Source organism: Pseudaminobacter salicylatoxidans (assembly GCF_003148475.1).
GTDB classification, from domain to species: domain Bacteria; phylum Pseudomonadota; class Alphaproteobacteria; order Rhizobiales; family Rhizobiaceae; genus Pseudaminobacter; species Pseudaminobacter salicylatoxidans.
The window spans coordinates 140,982-157,718 of sequence record NZ_QGGG01000008.1 but is presented as its reverse complement, the minus strand read 5'-3'; the positions used below and the strand labels follow the sequence as shown (position 1 = coordinate 157,718).

Sequence of the window (16,737 nt, the reverse complement as noted above, 5' to 3'; positions counted from 1 at the left end):
CGCTTCTTCGAAATCATGACTTTACTCCATCAATTGCAGTCCGATATCGCCAGACGATTTTAGCTGGGGAAGTCCAATCGACTCAATGAGTTGATTGATTCTTGCTTGATGACATAAATAGCGGCGAACGCGAAGGGAGCATGTCTTGCCGATTCGTCTTGGTCAGAAATACCAGCACCTGATCCACGGCCGGGGTTGCGCCTGCCATAACCCGCAGGCGCAGCAAGTGTTGGCGCGAATCGACCAGGGGTTGTCGCGCCGCTCCGTTCTGAGTGGAATCGCGGCGAGCTTTGCTGCTCCCGCCCTTGGCCTTGTCAGCCCCGCCTTCGCGCAAAGTCCCGCAAAACCACTGCTGCTCCGGAACGCGAATATCTTCGATGGGACAAACGGCAAGCTTGTCGAAGGTCAGGACGTGCTGGTCGATGGCAAGTTCATCAAGGCCCTGATCGCATCCTCGGACCCGGTCGCGGATGCGGACGTGATCGATTGCGGCGGGCGCACCCTGATGCCGGGTATGATCGATGCCCACTGGCACTCGATCCTCGCCGGTATTTCGCAGATGGTGGCGATGACCGCGGATATCCCCTACGTCCATTTGGTGGCGGCGCAGGAAGCCGAGCGCACGATGTTGCGCGGCTTCACGACGGTGCGCGACGTCGGCGGGCCGTCATTCGCGCTGAAACGCGCCATCGACGAGGGGCGCATCGCGGGGCCACGCATCTATCCTTCCGGCGCCATGATCTCGCAGACGTCCGGGCATGGCGATTTCCGCATGCGCCCGGAACTGCCGCGCGCGCCGCAGAGCGACCTCAGCACGGCAGAGCAGGCGGGCATCTCGGCGATCGCCGATGGCGAGGCGGAGGTGCTGCGCCGGGTGCGCGAGCAGCTGATGCTCGGCGCCAGCCAGATCAAGATCATGGGGGGTGGCGGCGTTGCCTCGAGTTACGACCCGATCGATGCGCTCCAGTATTCCGAAGCCGAGATGAAGGCGGCGGTTTCTGCGGCGGCGGACTGGGGCACATATGTGTGCATCCACGCCTACACGGCGGCCGCCGTCCAGCGGGCGCTTTCCTGTGGGGTCAAATCGATCGAGCACGGCCAGCTTGCCGACGAAGAGACGGTCAAGCGCATGGCGGATGCCGGCGCCTGGTGGAGCATCCAGCCCTTCCTTGCCGACGAGGATGCCAACGTCTACCCATCTCCGGAACAGCGGGCGCAGCAGCAGCGCATTGCCGAAGGCACGGCTCGGGCGGCCGAGTTGGGGCGCAAGCACGGGGTCAACATGGCACTCGGCACCGACATATTGTTCAACCCGAAGGGAACGGCGACACAAGGCAAGCAACTCGCCAAGTTTGCCCGGTGGTACGACAATGCGGAGGTGCTGCGGCTTCTGACCAGCGGCAATGCCGAGCTTGCAGCCCTGTCCGGGCAACGCAACCCCTATCCGGCGCGGCTTGGCCGCATCGAGGCCGGAGCTTATGCGGATATTCTCGTGGTCGATGGCGATCCGCTCGAAGACATCTCGTTGATTGCCGACCCGGACCGGACGATGAAGCTCATCATGAAGGATGGGCGCATTCACAAGAACATGCTTGCGGCCTGATAGAGGAGAGGGGTCCTTGAACCGATTTGCTACTGTCGTCGTTCTGTCCCTGTGTGGATTGCGGGCAGCATATGCCGCCGACACTGTTGCGCCGGAAGAACCGGCGCCGGAAGTGGCGCGCCCGGCCTGGGCGCTGCAGATCACGCCCTATATGTGGGCAGCCGGCCTTGAGGGGGATATATCGCCGTTCCGGCGCGCTCCGACGATTCATGTCGACAAGCCGTTTTCCGACGTCATCGACGATCTCAATTTCGGCGGCTTCGTCAATGTGTGGGGGCGCTATGACCGCTTCGTCCTCTCGGGCGACATGATGTATGTCGATACGACCGACAACCATGGCAGCGGCCCGCTGCCGGCGCTGCAGATTCCGGGCCTGGGCATCACGATACCGCCGGGCGCCAGTGTCGATGCGAAGGTCGACACGAAACAGTTCATGGCAACCTTGCAGGGTGGCTACCGCATCATCGATACGCCGCAATTCACTCTCGACGCGCTTGGTGGCGTGCGCTTCTGGCACATCTCGAACGACGTCACGGTCACCGCAAGTCACCCCGCCATCGGCACCCGTTCCGCGACCCATCGCGAGAGTTTCGGCTGGGTGGATCCGGTGGTCGGCGTGCGTGCCTTCCTTCCGTTGACGGAAAAGCTATCTTTGCAGGCGCAGGCGGACGTGGGCGGGTTCGGTGCCGGATCCGATCTCACCTGGTCAGCCCTCGCCACCGCCAACTATACGGTCACCGAGCACCTTTCGTTGTCGGCGGGCTACAAGATACTGAAAGTGGATTACGATCGCGGCGATCATGTCTATGACACCAGCTTGAGCGGTCCGGTTCTGGGTATGACCTGGCGCTTCTAAATAGTTGCTGCATTCGGTTGGTTGGATCATCGCGCGCTCCACGATGAAGGCCCGGTGCGGTTCCAAAACGTGCTTGCGATGCCCGCCCATCTTGCGCGGCACCAACGAGCCGGTTGCCCGGTAGCGCTGGTGTCACTTTACTGCCGAGGAAACGGCAACCCCAAAGTACGCAGTGACAGACCGGCAGCTCTCCCCAACGAGTACAGGCCGTCCATCCACTGCCTGAGGCCGCTTGCTCTGGCGGTGGCGCCTTTTCGTTCGAGCAATATGATCCCCCGTTCGATCTCGTGGATCGTGACGACCGACAGGAAAAACTCAGCCGTCTTTTCCGTCTCATCGAGCCAGGCGGTCAATCCCGTCGCAATCTCGGCGCGCGAAGGCGACAGCGGCGAGACGACATTCGTATCTGGTGGATTCCGGAGCACTGAAGGCCCCGGAATTAAGCGAACCATGGAGGGCAGTCGCCGGACTGTAGCGTGCCGCATTTGCGTTGACGCGCTGGCGGCACTCCTAAGCCTGCTGCAGACTCAGTGGCGGATTGCCGGCAACATCCGGGACCGCTTTGCGGTCCCGGATGTTTTCTGGCTTAGAGCGTCAGCCTACATGCTTGGCGGATAGCCATCTGGACCGGCGATGGAGGTAACGCCGGATCAAACTCACCCTTGGGCAGCAGCGGTGGCTGTGCCATGAAACGCGGTTGCTCCCCTCGGTGAGGCTGCGCGGCATGGACGATGAATGGGTGGCATAGGTAGACAGTGCCCGCCGCACCTGTTGCCAACTCAACATCGCAACCTTCCGTGGAGGCGTAGCCGTTAGCGGAAAGTTGCCTGAGCGTCGCGCCCGCGTCCACGTAGGGCAGCAACTCACGCGCAATGGTTCCGTGTGACCTTTTTCGTATTTTTGTTGGCGCATCATTGGGACCAACATCCGACAACAGGAACAGCATCAACAAGGCGCGTCCGCTACTTTTCACGTTGGCCCTCCACTCCATGAAATCCGGATTGTCGGTGCCAAAGCTTACGTCCACATGCCAGCCATCGTCACCGGGGGATTCCGGTGAGGGAAAGCGGATCGGGAAGGTTCCCAGTTCTTTGGGTGCAATCCAACGATTTTCCCCGACCAGCTGATCGTAGGCTCTGTGTAATTGCGGTGTGTTAGCGGCTTCGATGAAGGGAGGCGAGGATTTCGAGGCTACCCGAATAACGGGTCGAACCCATTTTTCGGGATCGTCCTGCGACAAACCGATTTCCGCCCACAATTCATCCCTGCATTGCTTTGCAAGGTCTAGACTGAAGGCGTTTTCGAATTTGACGAAGCCATCGTTGATGAAGCTCTGGACCTGACCAGAAGTCAGGCCGACATGCTTAGATTTAGGCATTACAAACACATTCTCCATTCGGCCGCCGCGTCAGCAGGGCCGTGTCAATCTGAAGGGCGCAGGTGCGCCGGCACGACTTTCAGTCGTTCAGATCAGCGGGAAGAATGTGGAAATGAACATCACGAGTGTCACATAAGCTTCGTGGCGGATGGATTTCAAGACGCACGACGGAGCACATGCCGCGGCGCAGGATGCTTGATGGTTAGCATATCCCCGTCAACGAAAATAGGTAGCTGTGTAGAGTTTTTTACTTTTGCCACCCACATACGCCAATTCAAGCGCATGCTTTTATAGTCTGTTCCGCCTCCTGCCGTGCCAGTTTTTTACGCGGTAGGACCATCAACACGAAAGCTTGCTTGTCAATCATCTACATGGTCTTCATCAATGTGAGTCGCCATGTCGGTCAGCATGTCACTCACGTGGCTGTCGGCGATCTCGTAGAAGATCTGTTTTGACCGGCGCTCTCCCCTGACCAGCCGCGCGCCCCTCAGCAATCGCAGATGGTGGCTGACCAGCGTCTGGGACAGGTCGAGACTATCCGCAATGTCGCCGACCGACTTCGCTTCCGGCAGACAGAAGAACAGAATCCTCAGCCGGGTCGGATCTCCAAGCAGCCGGAAGGTCTCTGCCAGAATGGTGATTTCGTGTTGCGATGCTGACGGGGCGGTCGTCAATGTACATGCTCCTTCCTGCTATGGTCGTATTCATATGTATGATGGGCATGATCATGTCCTTGGACGAAGGATCGAGAGAGACTGCACAGATCGGTTTCGCCATTCCAATCCAGAGCGACGGTGGCATGTTCAATCTCGAACTGTGACCGCAACGCTTCCTCGACCGCTTGCACCACCTTGCGGGCATCCGAGTCAGCCGTGGGTCGCACATGCAGCGTGGCCAGCGTCCGACCTGATGTGATCGACCAGACATGAATGTGACTGACTGCCGCAACGCCAGGGACGCTCTTCGTGAGATGGCCTTCGATTTTCTCGGGCGCCGCATTGTCTGGCGCCCCTTCAAGCAGGATATGAAGCGACCTGACGAGAAGCGCCCAGGCGCTGCGCAGAATTAGAAGAGAGACGACCACCGACAGGATGGGGTCGATTGGTGTCCAGCCCGTGTAGTGGATCACGATGGCCGCAGTGACCGCACCGACAGAACCGAGAAGATCGCCGAGGACGTGGAGTGCGGCGCCCTTGATGTTGACGTGCTCGCTATCCCCACGCGTCAGAACCCAGAACACGAGGATATTGACGAGCAAACCGGCGATGGCAACGCTGAGCATTGGTCCCGCAAGAATGACATGCGGCTCCTGAAAGCGCTGCCAGGCTTCGTAGACGATCCATACGACGATGGCGAAGAGTGTGATCGCGTTGATGAAGCCAGCAACAACCTCGAAACGCAGGTAGCCAAAGGTCCGCCTCGCATCGGCCGCGCGTCGTCCAAAGCGGAAGGCCGCATAGGCGAGCGCCAACGCAGCCGCATCCGTCAGCATGTGCCCCGCATCGGCGAGCAATGCGAGAGAGCCCGAGATCAGGCCGCCGATGACCTCCACGATCATGAAGGCGAAAATCAGGGAGAACGACAGAAGCACCTTGCGCTCGTTTTCACCGGTCATGGTGGGCGCATGGGAATGATCGTGGTCGTGGTCATGATGACCGTGAGAGTGTGATTGGGACATGGCTCGCTCACAAGGGTTTTGACATGAAACATATGAATATATATTCATATGTTTCATGTCAATGGCGGCCCATGATGCCAATGTCCTGCGGCGTGGAACGAGCGTGCCGAACCGGGCCGCTGGGGCACTGGCCGCGATCTGGTCCGCCGCTGCAGCGACAGGAATGGAACCCCAATGACGCTGGAATTTCTCCTGACCTCTCTGGTCATTGTCGCGTCGCCCGGAACCGGCGCGATTTGCACGGTGGCAGCCGGTCTTTCGGGAGGTGCGCGTGCAAGCGTCGCCGCCTTCGGCTGCACGCTCGGCATCGTGCCGCATATGCTGGCCGCGATCAGCGGGCTTGCCGCCCTGCTACACACGAGCGCGCTGGCTTTCCAGATTCTCAAATATCTCGGTGTCGCCTATCTGCTCTACATGGCATGGGCGATGTTCCGTGATCGCGGAATGCTGAGTCTGAACGATGAGACAAGCGGTAAGAGCGTCCGGCAGGCGATCCTCATCAACCTGTTGAACCCCAAGCTCTCGATCTTTTTCTTCGCCTTCCTGCCGCAATTCGTGCGGCCCGACGATGCAGCACCGGTGAGCAGGATGCTGGAATTGAGCCTCGTGTTTATGGGCTGACCTTCGTGATCTTCGCTGCTTATGGAGCCTTCGCCGCTGCTGTCCGACGGCATGTCATCTCTAGCTCCTCCGTGCAGGTCTGGATGCGGCGCGGCTTCGCGGCAGCTTTCGCCGGCCTCGCGGCGCGGCTCGCGTTCACCCAGCGATGAGGCGGCGATCCGATGATCCGAAATACACGATCATCTTTAGATGACGATACTCGTCCACGATCAGCATCTCATGGGCGAAGTCGCATCGAACGCCAGCATGGTCAAGAAGTGCCCCAATTCCCCGACTGTAGCTCTCCATCTCGGGTTGTTCGAACCAGCGACGGAAGTCAGGCGACAGTATTTTAAGCTCGTCAATCAGCGCAAGCATAGCGGGATCATCTGGGGCGGTTGTCAGGTCAGCGCGGAATTGCGCGAGCAACCTCGGCGCATCTTCTTTCCAAGCTGGTAAGCGATGACGCATGTCAGGATCGGCGAAAACTATCCGCATAACGTTGCGATCCACTTGCTCCCGACGAGCAAAGCTGAACAGATCATCGGCGGCGACATTCCACGCGATCACGTCCCAGCGCAGGTTCAGCACATAGGCGGGACGAACCGTAAGATCGTCCAGCATCTGCTGGATCAGCGGCTTCACGGACGGCCACTGATAGGCTTCCGGGGGCGGAGGACGGCGGTGCGCAAAAAGGAACAGGCGGCTGCATTCCGAGTCGTCCAGCCGGAGCGCCTTCGCCACCTTGAGCAGAAAACTCTCCGAGACCTGAATGTCGCGGCCCTGTTCGAACCATGTATACCATGTGAGGCCGACGCCAGCGAGCCCTGCCACTTCCTCACGACGCAGGCCCGGCGTACGGCGACCGCCGGTGGTCGGCAGCCCTACATCAGCCGGCGTGAGCTTCGCCCTGTGCCGGATCAGGAAATCGGAAAGATCGCTTCGCGTGCGAGCAAGGGTTCGGGTGGACAAGATGTTGCTTTCAGTAATAGGATAATTTCCAATATTGTAACGGTTTTCATTCTGACTCAATCATCCGTCTCTAGCAAGGAGACGATGATGAGTTCACAGCACGAGACCAAAGTACCCAAAACCCCGGCACTAACGGATGATCCTTCATCGCTTGTCTCCAAAGCCGGCCCGCGTGAGTGGATGGGACTGGCGCTGCTCTCGTTGCCTACCGTTTTGCTCGGCCTGGATCTGACGCTTCTACACCTCACATTACCGGCTCTCGCGGCGGATTTGCAGCCCACCAGCACCCAGGCGCTTTGGATCATGGACGCCTATGGCTTCATGATCGCCGGCTTCCTCATCACTATGGGCACGCTCGGCGATCGCATTGGCCGGCGTAAGCTACTGATGATTGGCGCGACCGCCTTCGCCATCGCTTCCGTATTTGCTGCCTTCTCAACGAGTGCGATCATGCTAATCGCTGCCCGCGCTATGCTCGGTATATCGGCAGCGACGCTCATGCCTTCGACACTCGCGCTCATCAGCAATATCTTCAAAGACCCGCAACAGCGCGCGCTCGGTTTCGGCATCTGGGCCACCATGTTCGGTGTCGGCTATGCGCTGGGGCCTGTCGTGGGCGGCTTCCTGCTGGAATTGTTCTGGTGGGGCGCGGCGTTTCTGATCGCGGTGCCTATAGTCGGGCTGCTGCTTATCCTGTCTCCCATCCTCCTGCCGGAATACCGCGCCCCGAACAGTGAGCGACTGGACCTACCAAGCGTCGCACTGTCGCTCGCGTTAATGTTGCCGGTCATCTACGGTATCAAGCAAATCGCCAAGCATGGCATCGCGATGGATGCGTTCATCGCCATCATCGTAGGACTGGTCTTCGCCGTTCTCTTTGTCAGACGGCAGCGGCGGTTGGTCGATCCGTTGCTCGACTTATCGCTGTTCGTCAACAAGGCCTTCTCGGTGGCCCTGATCGTCTTGCTTGTGGGACTGATCGCCGTGGGTGGGGCCATGTTGCTTGTTGCGCAATATCTCCAGCTTGTCGCGGGCTATTCCCCGTTCGGCGCCGGTCTTTGGATGGGCCTTGCTGCGTTGGCAATGATCGTGGGTGGTGTCACCGCGCCACTGATCGCCCGCCACATCCGACCCGGTTACGTTGTCGCCGCCTCGCTCGTTCTATCAGCTATCGGCTATATCCTTCTGGCGATCATCGGCAGCGATGCGTCGCCCGGGGTGGCTTTGGCCGTGGCAGGACTCGCGCTCGCCTATCTCGGCAACGGCACAATCGCAGCGCTGGGCACTGACCTCGTTGTCGGTTCCGCGCCACCTGAAAAAGCGGGTTCGGCCTCCGCCATGACTGAAACCGTACAGGATCTTGGCATCTCACTGGGCATCGCCCTGCTTGGTAGCATCAGCTCCGCCGCCTATCGTCATATGATTACCCTTAGCGCACCCGAAGGCCTGAGCGAGGCGACGCACAATGCTCTCAGCGATAGCCTGTGGGCGGCGCTGGCCGTGCAGTCGGAACTACCGGCAGGGCTGATCGAGCAAGCCCAGGCGGCATTTACCAAGGGCTTCAACGATGCATCCGCCGTTAGTGCCGTAAGCGTCGTCGTTCTCGCGTTTCTCTCAGCCGTGGCATTGCGTCATGTCGGCAAGCTCGGGCAGCCTGATGATTAACTACGCAATCTCAAAAGGCTTTGTCCCAATCCGGCAACGGCGACCAGCTTTCTGCAATCAGGTCGATGAAACGACGCACCTTAGGCGACAAGTGGCGCGGCGATGGATAGACGACCCGGATTGGCTCGCCCTCGATCGTGTGGCCTCTCAGGAGGGGGATGAGCCGACCAGCACGCAGATCGTCACCAATGAGGAAGGTCGCAAGCTGGCCGATGCCATAACCGGCCAAGACACCGTCGCGCAGGGCCTCCGCATTGCCGGCGCAGAAACGGCCATGGACTGGAAACAAACGCGGCACACCATCAACGGTGAACCGCCACTCCGCCGGACGACCGCCATGAATGTAGGCAAGGCAGCTGTGGCCCGCCAGATCATCGAGGTTCGCGGGCGTTCCATGAGCTTCGAGATAGGCAGGCGTCGCGCAGGTGACGAGCCGCTGCGGAGCAAGCGCCTTTGTCATCAGGCGGCTATCATCCGCCCCGCCGATCCGAATGGCAAGATCGATGCCTTCCTCGATCAGATCGACATAGCGGTCGTTGAAGCTAACATTGACCACCAGTTCCGGCCACTCCGCCATGAAACGGTGCAGGACCGGCAGAACATGCAGCCGGCCGAAAGAAACCGGCACATCGAGTCGAAGTCGCCCGCGTGGTTCTTCCTTACGGGTCGCCATCACCGCTTCGACTTCATCGAGATCGGCGAGGATTCTCTGGCATCGGTCATAGAAGGCTGCGCCTTCGTCCGACAGGCTGACGCTGCGCGTAGTGCGATGAAGGAGGCGAAGCCCGAGTCGTTCTTCCAGTCGCACGATGCGCTTGCCCACGGCCGAACGCGAAAGGCCAAGTTGTTCGGCCGCTACCGTGAAGCTGCGCGCATCCGCCGTGCGGACGAAAGCTACGATGTCACCCATACGATCGAGGTTCATGATTTCATTTATTGCACACTTGTTTTCCCCAATAAAGGGAAATATTGTCACTTAATATGCAGATATTTCCCTAATAGGCTCTACCGGATCGAGATCGAATCCGAAAGAGATCTAATGACCACCTTCCTTCATGACCGCCGATACTGGCTGCTTCTGGCCGTTTGTATCGCCAGCTTCCTCGAACCGCTCGCAACGACGGTCGTCACTGTTTCCCTGCCGCAAATCCAGCGCGCGACCGGAGCGAGCTTCGCCGAACTCCAATGGGTGCTGAACGCCTATGTGCTGACCTTTGCCGCACTGGTGCTGACCGGTGGCGCGCTGGCGGACCGCTTCGGGCGCAAACGCATCTTCAACGTCGGCCTCTGGATGTTCATCACCGCATCGCTGGTGTGTGGTATCGCGAATGACCCGTTACTGTTGATCGTCGGCCGCGCCGTCGCCGGCACCGGATCGGCGTTTATGTTGAGCGCGGGCCTCGCGTTGCTCGTGCAGGTTTTCCACGGCAAGGAGCGCGTGCGGGCTTTCGCGATTTGGGGCGTGGTAGTCGGCGCGGGTTCGGCTCTTGGCCCACTCGTCGGCGGTCTGCTCACCGACAATCTCGGCTGGCGCTGGATTTTCTTCATCAACCTGCCAGTCTGCCTGCCGCTGCTCTGGCTCAGCCATTGGAGTGCGGGGGAATCGCGTGACCCGCAGTCGGGCGCAATCGACTGGCTCGGCCTCGGCAGCTTCACGGGCATGTTCCTGCTGCTGATGTATGCCCTGATCGAAGGCAACAACCTCGGCTGGACCAGTCCCGCCCTTATCTCGCTTCTCGTCGTGTCCGCAGCTCTGCTCGCGATCTTCATCCGCGTGCAGCTCCGTCGGCCGCGCCCGATGTTCGACCTGTCGCTATTCGCCAATCCGACCTTCACGGGGGCGTCCATCGTCGCTATCGCAATCGCGGCCGCCTTCTTTACACTACTGGTCTATCTGCCGATCTACATTCAGGGCGTGCTCGGCTATAGCCCGTCTCAGACCGGATTGGCGTTGGTGGTCATGGCGGTGCCGCTGCTCGTCATGGGCCCGGTCAGCGCCCGAATGGCGGTTGTCATCTCGCCGAGGCTGTTTCTGCCCTTCGGCCTGCTCATCATCGCAGGGGGCGGCTTCCTGCTAAGTCTCGTCGATCAATACGGTGCGACGGCCCTCTATGCGGGCATGATCGCCACCGGCGTCGGCGCGGGTCTCATCAATGGCGAGCTGTCGAATGTCGCGATCAGCGTGGTCGCGCCGGAACGCAGCGGCATGGCGTCGGGCATTAACAACACTATGCGCCAGCTCGGTTTTGGCATTGGCATTGCTGGGCTGGGCGCGATCTTCAGCGCCAACCTCACGCACGGTCTCTCACAATATGATCGCGCCTTTGTCGAGCGGGTGGCTTCTGGCGACGTAGTGGCAGCGGCTTCTGATATTGGCAGCGACCCGGCGGGTGCGGTCGATACGGCCATGGCAACACTCGCCTCGGCAATCTCTGATCTGTCACTCTGGGCGGCAGCGTTAGCGGCGGCAGCGGCAGTGCTCGCTTTCTTGCTCATCCGCCCCGTGACTGTCGCGAAGGCAACGCGCGAGGCCGGGTAGTACATGCGACGGCGGAATTCAGCACCTATCATCGATCGCCAATGGGGGATGCCGACCAAGTTAGGCTCGCGTATCCCCTTGGCGTCCCTGATCCAGACGCTCGCCGTTGCCGAATATCTGAACATCCGCCATGCCGCTAATGCGCTGGGCGTGGCGCGCTGCACCGAGTGAAGATGACAACTATGTCTACGCCATAGCCCTCTAAATTCAAAGGCCGCAATCGAATCGGAAACCGCTGAAACAGCAGTGACTTTCAGTCTTCTCCCTTATCCAAATCTGCATGCCAAGCGCCAAGCTTGCGCGCCTGAGGTTCGAAATCTACCTACCGACCAGCCGAAGACGCCGATGCCGGGATAAGCGTTGAAGATGCTTCCGTGACTATCAGTCTTTGAAGAAAGAATAGGAGCTCATAGCAAAGGCTTACGTCCGGACGCCTCTCAAGGCTGAAGCCCTATCCAACACAGGATACCAAAAGGAAACGGCCCGCATCGGAGGCAGGCCGTTCGGTCTTACATGCTGTTCACAGCGATATTACTCGGTCGCGGCGCCGATGGCCTTCAGACCGGTAACGGCGCAGCCGGCGTCGATATCACCCGAGGGGGCACCGCCCACGCCGATGCCACCGACAAGCGCCGTGCCGAACTTGATCGGCAGGCCGCCGCCCTGAATGACCATGCGGCCATCCATGTCGCGCAGGCCGTCATTGGCCGGCTTGGAAGCGATGAACTCCGCAAGGCCAGCGGTATCGCGACCCATGGCGGCGGAGGTGAAAGCCTTGCCGGTGGCGCTGGAAGCCGTATGGGGGCCGGAGTTGTCGGCCTTCAACAGCACCTTGGTGGCACCGTCGCGAGCCACGATGGCAACGCTCACATTGTGACCTTCGGCAGCGCACGCCTTCAGCGCGGCGTCGGCAGCCTGGGTGGCCAGCTCAAGTGGAAGGTACGGGGCCGTCGGCAGGTCTTGTGCGGAGGCAGCCAGCGGAGCAAGAAGCGCGGAGACGAGAACGAGGGTGCGGATCATTTGGGTTCCTTTCCTGTTGATGGCCGTCATTTAACCCGCCCATTGTTCTCCTGCCATTCGTAGGTCTTGTGGGCCATATCCGTAGTTCTACGGAGTTTGGCGCCCCTCAAGCCACAGCCGCGTCATCTCGGCCTGCGAGGTGGTGCCGAGTTTCGCGCCGATGGCGGCGCGGTAGCTTTCCACGGTGCGTGGCGACAGGTCCAGTCCCTCCGCGATCTGACGAGTGGTGAAACCTTCGGCAATACGGTCCAGCACCTCGCGCTCGCGCCGCGTCAGCGCGGCGAGCAGCGCCAGCGTTTCCGCCTGTTCGGCCGCCGGTCAAGCGTGCGCGCAAGCACTTCCTGCCCTCGCTGAATGGCGTCGATCAGGTCTTGCTCATCGACCGGCTTGGACAGGAAATCGACCGCGCCATTGCGGAAGGCGCGCCGGCAGGCTTCGATGTCGCCATGGCCGGAAATGACGATGGTGGGCCAGTCGATACCCTGCGCTGTCAGCCGCTCCTGCAATTTCAGACCGGAAATGGCCGGCATTCTGATATCGAGGATCAGGCAGCCGGGAGAAAGTTTCGGCACTTCAGCCAGGAAGGCTTGGGGATCGCCAAAGCCTGTCGCCGTGATGCCGACGGTGGATAGAAGCAGGGCGAGGGCCTTGCACACCGCCTCATCATCGTCCACGAGATAGACAGGATGGATCATCGTTTGACCTCCATCAGATCCTGTTTGCGCGGCAGCACGACCCGGAAGGTTGCTCCCGCGTCGCGGTCGACCAGTGCGATTTCCCCACCGGCGCGCTCCACCAACCGCTGGCTGAGTGCAAGACCAAGCCCGGTGCCGTCGGGGCGGGTAGTGGTGAAGGGCGTGAACAGGCGCGGCCGCAATTCCTCCGGCACGCCGGGGCCATTGTCGGTCACCTCCAGCAGGATATGGGACACATCCCGCCGCAGTTGGATGGTAACCCGCCCCCCGCTGCCGGCATAGCCTGCGGCTTCGATGGCGTTGCGCACGAGATTGAAGACGACCTGCTCCATCTCGACGGAATCGGCGGCCACCGCTACCGACGTTTCCGGTACGTCGAAGATAAGCTGCACACCATGCTGCATCGCCTGCGGCTCCAGCAGCGTCCGCACATTGGCGACCGCCTCGCGCAGATCGAAAGCTGATACTGGGTCATGTTGCGGCCGAGACCAGTTGCGGAAGCGCTCCAGCATGGCGGAAGCCCGGCGCGCCTGCGTCACCGTGTCGTCGAGTGTTGGAGCAAGTGCCGCCGTATCACCAAGTATGAGCAAGCGCCGACCAGCCTGCGCCTGCGCCAGAATGGCGGTTAGCGGCTGCGTCAGTTCGTGGGCAAGGCCGCTTGCCATCTCCCCCAGCGCATTGACGCGCGAGGCATGGGCAAGGCGCGAATCCAGCGCGCTGAGCCGCACCTGCTCCAGTGCCCGGCGGGTACGTGCCCGCTGGCGCAGCATGATTAACGCTGCAACATAGGCCAGCGCGACGGCTAGCAGCACCAGCACCGTCTTGACGGGCGGGAACAGGTCCGCCAGCCTGACCTCCATCCCGGTCTGAAGAACGAGAGGCTGAGAGGCGCTGCCGAGCGGCTGTGAAAAGTGGATCGTCTGTGGCGCCCCGCCATAGGCTGTAAGCTTTTGGCTGCCAGGCAGGGAAAGGCCGAGTGCGATGCCGGGCCGCTGCCAGAACGACCCCGCCTCGTCGAGCAGTCTTTCCGCATCGATGCCCAGCATCAGCCCGTAGCGTGCCGCCTCCGAATTGGGACTGCGCTTGACCATGATGTAATGATGCGGCTTACCGGGATGCGGCAACAGGGCGATCCTGCCATCGGACGCCATCGCCGCCGCACGGATCGTTGCGGCCAATGCCGGATCGAGCCGTTCCGTGCCGATGATCTCTCCCTGATCGAACAGAGGAACGAGTTGCACTTCGTCGATCCGCGGATAAAAGCGCGAGATGGTGGCGGCGACGTCGAGAAAAAGGTCGTGGCGCGCGCCATTCGCAGCCACCGCAATCGCCGACAGGGCGGTCATATGCGCATCGTGCTGATCGGCCTGCTGCGATGCCAGCCGATGCAGGACGATGCTTTCCTGCTCCAGTTCGGCTATCAGTGACTGGCGCTCCGCCATTGCCAGAATGCCGGCCGCGCACAAAAGCAACAGCACGCCGCCGACGATCAGCCGGAACGGATTTTCAAGGGTTGGTCTGTTGCCAGTCATCGAAGCTCTCCTGCCGTATCCGTCCGAGGCCGAAATGGCGTGGCTCTGGCGGCAAGAACGGACTGCATGGAATCCACCAATTCGGACACCGCCCCCGTGCTTTCCCAAGAATAAAGGGAAACGGCCATGGCCGTTTCCATGTCGAATGGCGCATAGGGGCGGACGCGGTAGTCCTGCGCGGCCCTGACCGGCAGAAGGGAGAGACCGAGCCCGGCTTCCACGGCGACCAGCACATTGTGCAGGCTGCTGGCCGCGAAGGCGACATACCAGCGGCGGTCTTCACGCTCGATGCGCTCGAACATTGCCTCGCGATAAAGCCCGCCCGGCGGAAAGGCAACCAGCGGGACCGGGTCCGCATGGGTCCCCAGCGTATGAATGTCCGGTGGCGTATCGATACTCTCGAACCAGGCGATGGGCTCGGCAAAGGCCACCCGGCAATCGGGACCCGGCTCGCTTTCCTTGACGATGACGATGTCGAATTCACCGCTGCGATAGCGCCTTGTCAGATCACGGCTCAAGCCGGTGGTGACGTCGAGCCGAATTTCGCGATGGCGGCGGGCGAAGCTGCTGAACGTCCTGGCCATGGCTGCATCGACAATATCTTCGGGTACGCCGATGCGGATCGCCGCTGTTCCGGCCGGTTCGCCGACCGCCGCCTGCGCTTCCTGTTGCAAGGCGAGTAGCCGGCGGGCATAGCCCAAAAGCCGCTCTCCCGCCGCCGTAGGCTCAACCGGTCGAGCTGCCCGCTCGATCAGTTCTGTGCCCACCGCGCCCTCCAGCCTGGCGAGTTGCTGGCTGATGGTGGATTGCGTCATATGCAGCCGCTCGGCCGCAAGGGTGAAGCTTCCTGCATCGACGATTGCAGTGAAGGCGCGAAGCAGGCGCGGATCGAGCATGTCGGTTCCGTCGGCGGGAGATGGCATTCAGATTTTCAATGCAAAGCATCTTGATATTTAATTTTCAAATGTCAACTTTCCTCCCTATCTGGACGGCATCAGTCACGGGCGACCGTTATAGCCATTGATCAGGAGTTTCATTGTGCGCCGACGTACGATCCTTACAGGTGCCGCCGGCTTGCTCTTGATGGCAGCATCTTTCGCTGGAACAGGAGAAGCCATGAGCAAAACGCACTTGCACAATGCGGCTGAAAAGAACGAGGCAGCCCTCATCACGCGGCTTCTGGCCGATGGGGCCGAAATCGATACACGCGACAGCAGCGGAGCGACGGCGCTTTTGAGTGCCACCCACGCGAATGCGGTCGATGCGGCCCGCGTCCTCATCGAGGCTGGCGCCGATGTCAACGCCAAGGACAAGATCAATGACAGCCCCTATCTCTATGCCGGGGCGCGGGGTCATCTGGAAATTCTTAAAATGACACTGGCGCATGGGGCCGATCTGAAAAGCACCAACCGCTATGGCGGCACGGCGCTGATTCCGGCTTCGGAGCGCGGCCATGTGGAGACGGTGAAAACGCTGATCGAGGCAGGCGTCGATGTCGATCACGTCAACAACCTGCACTGGACCGCGCTGCTGGAGGCGATCATCCTCGGCGATGGCGGCAGCCGCCACCGTCAGATCGTGGAACTGCTGGTCAAGGCCGGCGCCAACGTCAATCTGGCGGACGGCAATGGCGTGACGCCGCTTCAACATGCACGCAGCGCCGGCTATCGCGACATCGAGAAAATCCTTGCCGCCGCTGGCGGCCGATAAACCGTGGAGGTTGCAATGAGTGATGCAAAGGGTTTCTTGCGCCAGGCGGTTGAGCTCGCGCGCGCGAATGTCGAGGCCGGCGGGCGGCCGTTCGGGGCTGTGGTGGTGAGTGGCGGCGAGATCATAGCCACCGCCGTCAACGAAATGCATCTGAGCCATGACGTCACCGACCACGCTGAACTTCTGGCCATTCGCGTTGCCGCCCGCACGCACGGCCCGGACGCGCTGAAAGGCAGTTCCGTCTATGCCAGCGGCCATCCCTGTCCGATGTGCATGGCCGCCATGCGGCTGGCCGGGGTGGGTACGGTCGCCTACGCCTATTCCAACGAGGATGGTGCGCCGTTCAACCTGTCGACGGCTGAGATTTATGCAGAACTGAAGCGTCCTTTTGCCGAGCAGTCGATGACGATCAGCCATCTGCCGCTGGAGAGCAAGCCCGGCCAAAACCTCTACGAACAGTGGGCCGAAGCCCGCGACAGTCGGAAGTAA

At 60.8% G+C, this 16,737-nt stretch carries 15 protein-coding genes and 3 pseudogenes; 7 read left to right on the top strand and 11 right to left on the bottom strand.

From position 1 onward, the window contains the following. Window positions 1-145: 145 nt before the first annotated feature. Window positions 146-1,603 (top strand): metal-dependent hydrolase family protein, encoded by a 1,458-nt coding sequence (locus C7441_RS12880; RefSeq protein ID WP_244916138.1) that lies wholly within the window; start codon window positions 146-148, stop codon window positions 1,601-1,603. 16 nt (window positions 1,604-1,619) lie between these two features. Next, entirely contained in the window at window positions 1,620-2,459 is an 840-nt protein-coding gene (locus C7441_RS12875) for a porin family protein (RefSeq protein WP_425326585.1), read from the top strand. A gap of 33 nt (window positions 2,460-2,492) precedes the next feature. Here C7441_RS12875 and C7441_RS24250 read toward each other — a convergent pair. The 5 genes and pseudogenes from C7441_RS24250 to C7441_RS12855 all read right to left on the bottom strand — a co-directional run. Beyond that, window positions 2,493-2,678 (bottom strand): annotated as a pseudogene (locus C7441_RS24250) (IS630 family transposase); the annotation flags it as partial. After that, a complete protein-coding gene (locus tag C7441_RS24060) occupies window positions 2,597-2,911 on the bottom strand; it encodes a PIN domain-containing protein (RefSeq protein ID WP_170125112.1) in 315 nt (104 codons plus the stop codon). The pseudogene C7441_RS24250 and the gene C7441_RS24060, both read right to left, overlap by 82 nt. 134 nt (window positions 2,912-3,045) lie before the next feature. After that, window positions 3,046-3,837 (bottom strand): phytanoyl-CoA dioxygenase family protein, encoded by a 792-nt coding sequence (locus C7441_RS12865; RefSeq protein ID WP_109613259.1) that lies wholly within the window; start codon window positions 3,835-3,837, stop codon window positions 3,046-3,048. 359 nt (window positions 3,838-4,196) lie between these two features. Beyond that, window positions 4,197-4,511: an ArsR/SmtB family transcription factor gene (locus C7441_RS12860; protein WP_109613201.1), complete on the bottom strand. Its 315-nt coding sequence runs from the start codon at window positions 4,509-4,511 to the stop codon at window positions 4,197-4,199. Beyond that, window positions 4,508-5,452: a cation diffusion facilitator family transporter gene (locus C7441_RS12855; protein WP_425326584.1), complete on the bottom strand. Its 945-nt coding sequence runs from the start codon at window positions 5,450-5,452 to the stop codon at window positions 4,508-4,510. Before C7441_RS12855 ends, C7441_RS12860 begins: the two co-directional genes overlap by 4 nt. Window positions 5,453-5,689: 237 nt before the next feature. Between C7441_RS12855 and C7441_RS12850 the strand changes: the two are divergent. Continuing rightward, a pseudogene (locus C7441_RS12850) lies at window positions 5,690-6,285 on the top strand (LysE family translocator). Here C7441_RS12850 and C7441_RS12845 read toward each other — a convergent pair. Next, a complete protein-coding gene (locus C7441_RS12845; protein WP_244916137.1) occupies window positions 6,272-7,147 on the bottom strand; it encodes a helix-turn-helix transcriptional regulator in 876 nt (291 codons plus the stop codon). The pseudogene C7441_RS12850 and the gene C7441_RS12845 sit on opposite strands and share 14 nt — an antisense overlap. Before the next feature lie 27 nt (window positions 7,148-7,174). Between C7441_RS12845 and C7441_RS12840 the strand changes: the two genes are divergently transcribed. Further along, window positions 7,175-8,752 (top strand): MFS transporter, encoded by a 1,578-nt coding sequence (locus C7441_RS12840; protein WP_109613258.1) that lies wholly within the window; start codon window positions 7,175-7,177, stop codon window positions 8,750-8,752. Window positions 8,753-8,762: 10 nt separating this feature from the next. Here C7441_RS12840 and C7441_RS12835 read toward each other — a convergent pair whose 3' ends face one another. Continuing rightward, window positions 8,763-9,728, bottom strand: coding sequence for a LysR family transcriptional regulator (locus C7441_RS12835; RefSeq protein ID WP_244916136.1), 966 nt, complete (start codon window positions 9,726-9,728; stop codon window positions 8,763-8,765). Window positions 9,729-9,791: 63 nt separating this feature from the next. On the opposite strand from C7441_RS12835, the gene C7441_RS12830 reads away from it, so the two are divergent. Further along, complete coding sequence (locus tag C7441_RS12830; protein ID WP_109613197.1) at window positions 9,792-11,291, top strand: MFS transporter; 1,500 nt, start codon at window positions 9,792-9,794, stop codon at window positions 11,289-11,291. Window positions 11,292-11,822: 531 nt separating this feature from the next. Here the strand turns inward: C7441_RS12830 and C7441_RS12820 are convergent. The 4 genes and pseudogenes from C7441_RS12820 to C7441_RS12805 form a co-directional block, all read right to left on the bottom strand. Continuing rightward, the gene (locus C7441_RS12820; protein WP_109613196.1) at window positions 11,823-12,311 is read right to left on the bottom strand and encodes a GlcG/HbpS family heme-binding protein; all 489 of its coding nucleotides are present in this window, start codon (window positions 12,309-12,311) and stop codon (window positions 11,823-11,825) included. 87 nt (window positions 12,312-12,398) lie between these two features. Then, a pseudogene (locus tag C7441_RS12815) lies at window positions 12,399-13,006 on the bottom strand (response regulator transcription factor). Further along, entirely contained in the window at window positions 13,003-14,538 is a 1,536-nt protein-coding gene (locus C7441_RS12810; protein ID WP_109613195.1) for a sensor histidine kinase, read from the bottom strand. Before C7441_RS12810 ends, C7441_RS12815 begins: the two are co-directional and overlap by 4 nt. After that, the gene (locus C7441_RS12805) at window positions 14,535-15,461 is read right to left on the bottom strand and encodes a LysR family transcriptional regulator (RefSeq protein ID WP_244916135.1); all 927 of its coding nucleotides are present in this window, start codon (window positions 15,459-15,461) and stop codon (window positions 14,535-14,537) included. Before C7441_RS12805 ends, C7441_RS12810 begins: the two co-directional genes overlap by 4 nt. 193 nt (window positions 15,462-15,654) lie before the next feature. Here C7441_RS12805 and C7441_RS12800 point away from each other — a divergent pair, with 193 nt between their 5' ends. Together C7441_RS12800 and C7441_RS12795 are read left to right on the top strand one after the other, a co-directional pair. Then, window positions 15,655-16,248 carry an ankyrin repeat domain-containing protein gene (locus C7441_RS12800; RefSeq protein WP_425326583.1) on the top strand — a complete coding sequence of 198 codons (594 nt, stop codon included), beginning with the start codon at window positions 15,655-15,657 and terminating at the stop codon, window positions 16,246-16,248. Between the two features lie 15 nt (window positions 16,249-16,263). Further along, the gene (locus C7441_RS12795) at window positions 16,264-16,737 is read left to right on the top strand and encodes a nucleoside deaminase (RefSeq protein ID WP_109613257.1); all 474 of its coding nucleotides are present in this window, start codon (window positions 16,264-16,266) and stop codon (window positions 16,735-16,737) included.

Bases quoted from the DNA above. Each gene is read 5' to 3' on its own strand.
- C7441_RS24060 (WP_170125112.1), bottom strand. From the start codon at position 2,911: ATGGTTCGCTTAATTCCGGGGCCTTCAGTGCTCCGGAATCCACCAGAT.
- C7441_RS12865 (WP_109613259.1), bottom strand. From the start codon at position 3,837: ATGCCTAAATCTAAGCATGTCGGCCTGACTTCTGGTCAGGTCCAGAGC.
- C7441_RS12855 (WP_425326584.1), bottom strand. From the start codon at position 5,452: ATGACCGGTGAAAACGAGCGCAAGGTGCTTCTGTCGTTCTCCCTGATT.
- C7441_RS12840 (WP_109613258.1), top strand. From the start codon at position 7,175: ATGAGTTCACAGCACGAGACCAAAGTACCCAAAACCCCGGCACTAACG.
- C7441_RS12830 (WP_109613197.1), top strand. From the start codon at position 9,792: ATGACCACCTTCCTTCATGACCGCCGATACTGGCTGCTTCTGGCCGTT.
- C7441_RS12820 (WP_109613196.1), bottom strand. From the start codon at position 12,311: ATGATCCGCACCCTCGTTCTCGTCTCCGCGCTTCTTGCTCCGCTGGCT.
- C7441_RS12810 (WP_109613195.1), bottom strand. From the start codon at position 14,538: ATGACTGGCAACAGACCAACCCTTGAAAATCCGTTCCGGCTGATCGTC.
- C7441_RS12805 (WP_244916135.1), bottom strand. From the start codon at position 15,461: ATGCCATCTCCCGCCGACGGAACCGACATGCTCGATCCGCGCCTGCTT.
- C7441_RS12800 (WP_425326583.1), top strand. From the start codon at position 15,655: ATGAGCAAAACGCACTTGCACAATGCGGCTGAAAAGAACGAGGCAGCC.
- C7441_RS12795 (WP_109613257.1), top strand. From the start codon at position 16,264: ATGAGTGATGCAAAGGGTTTCTTGCGCCAGGCGGTTGAGCTCGCGCGC.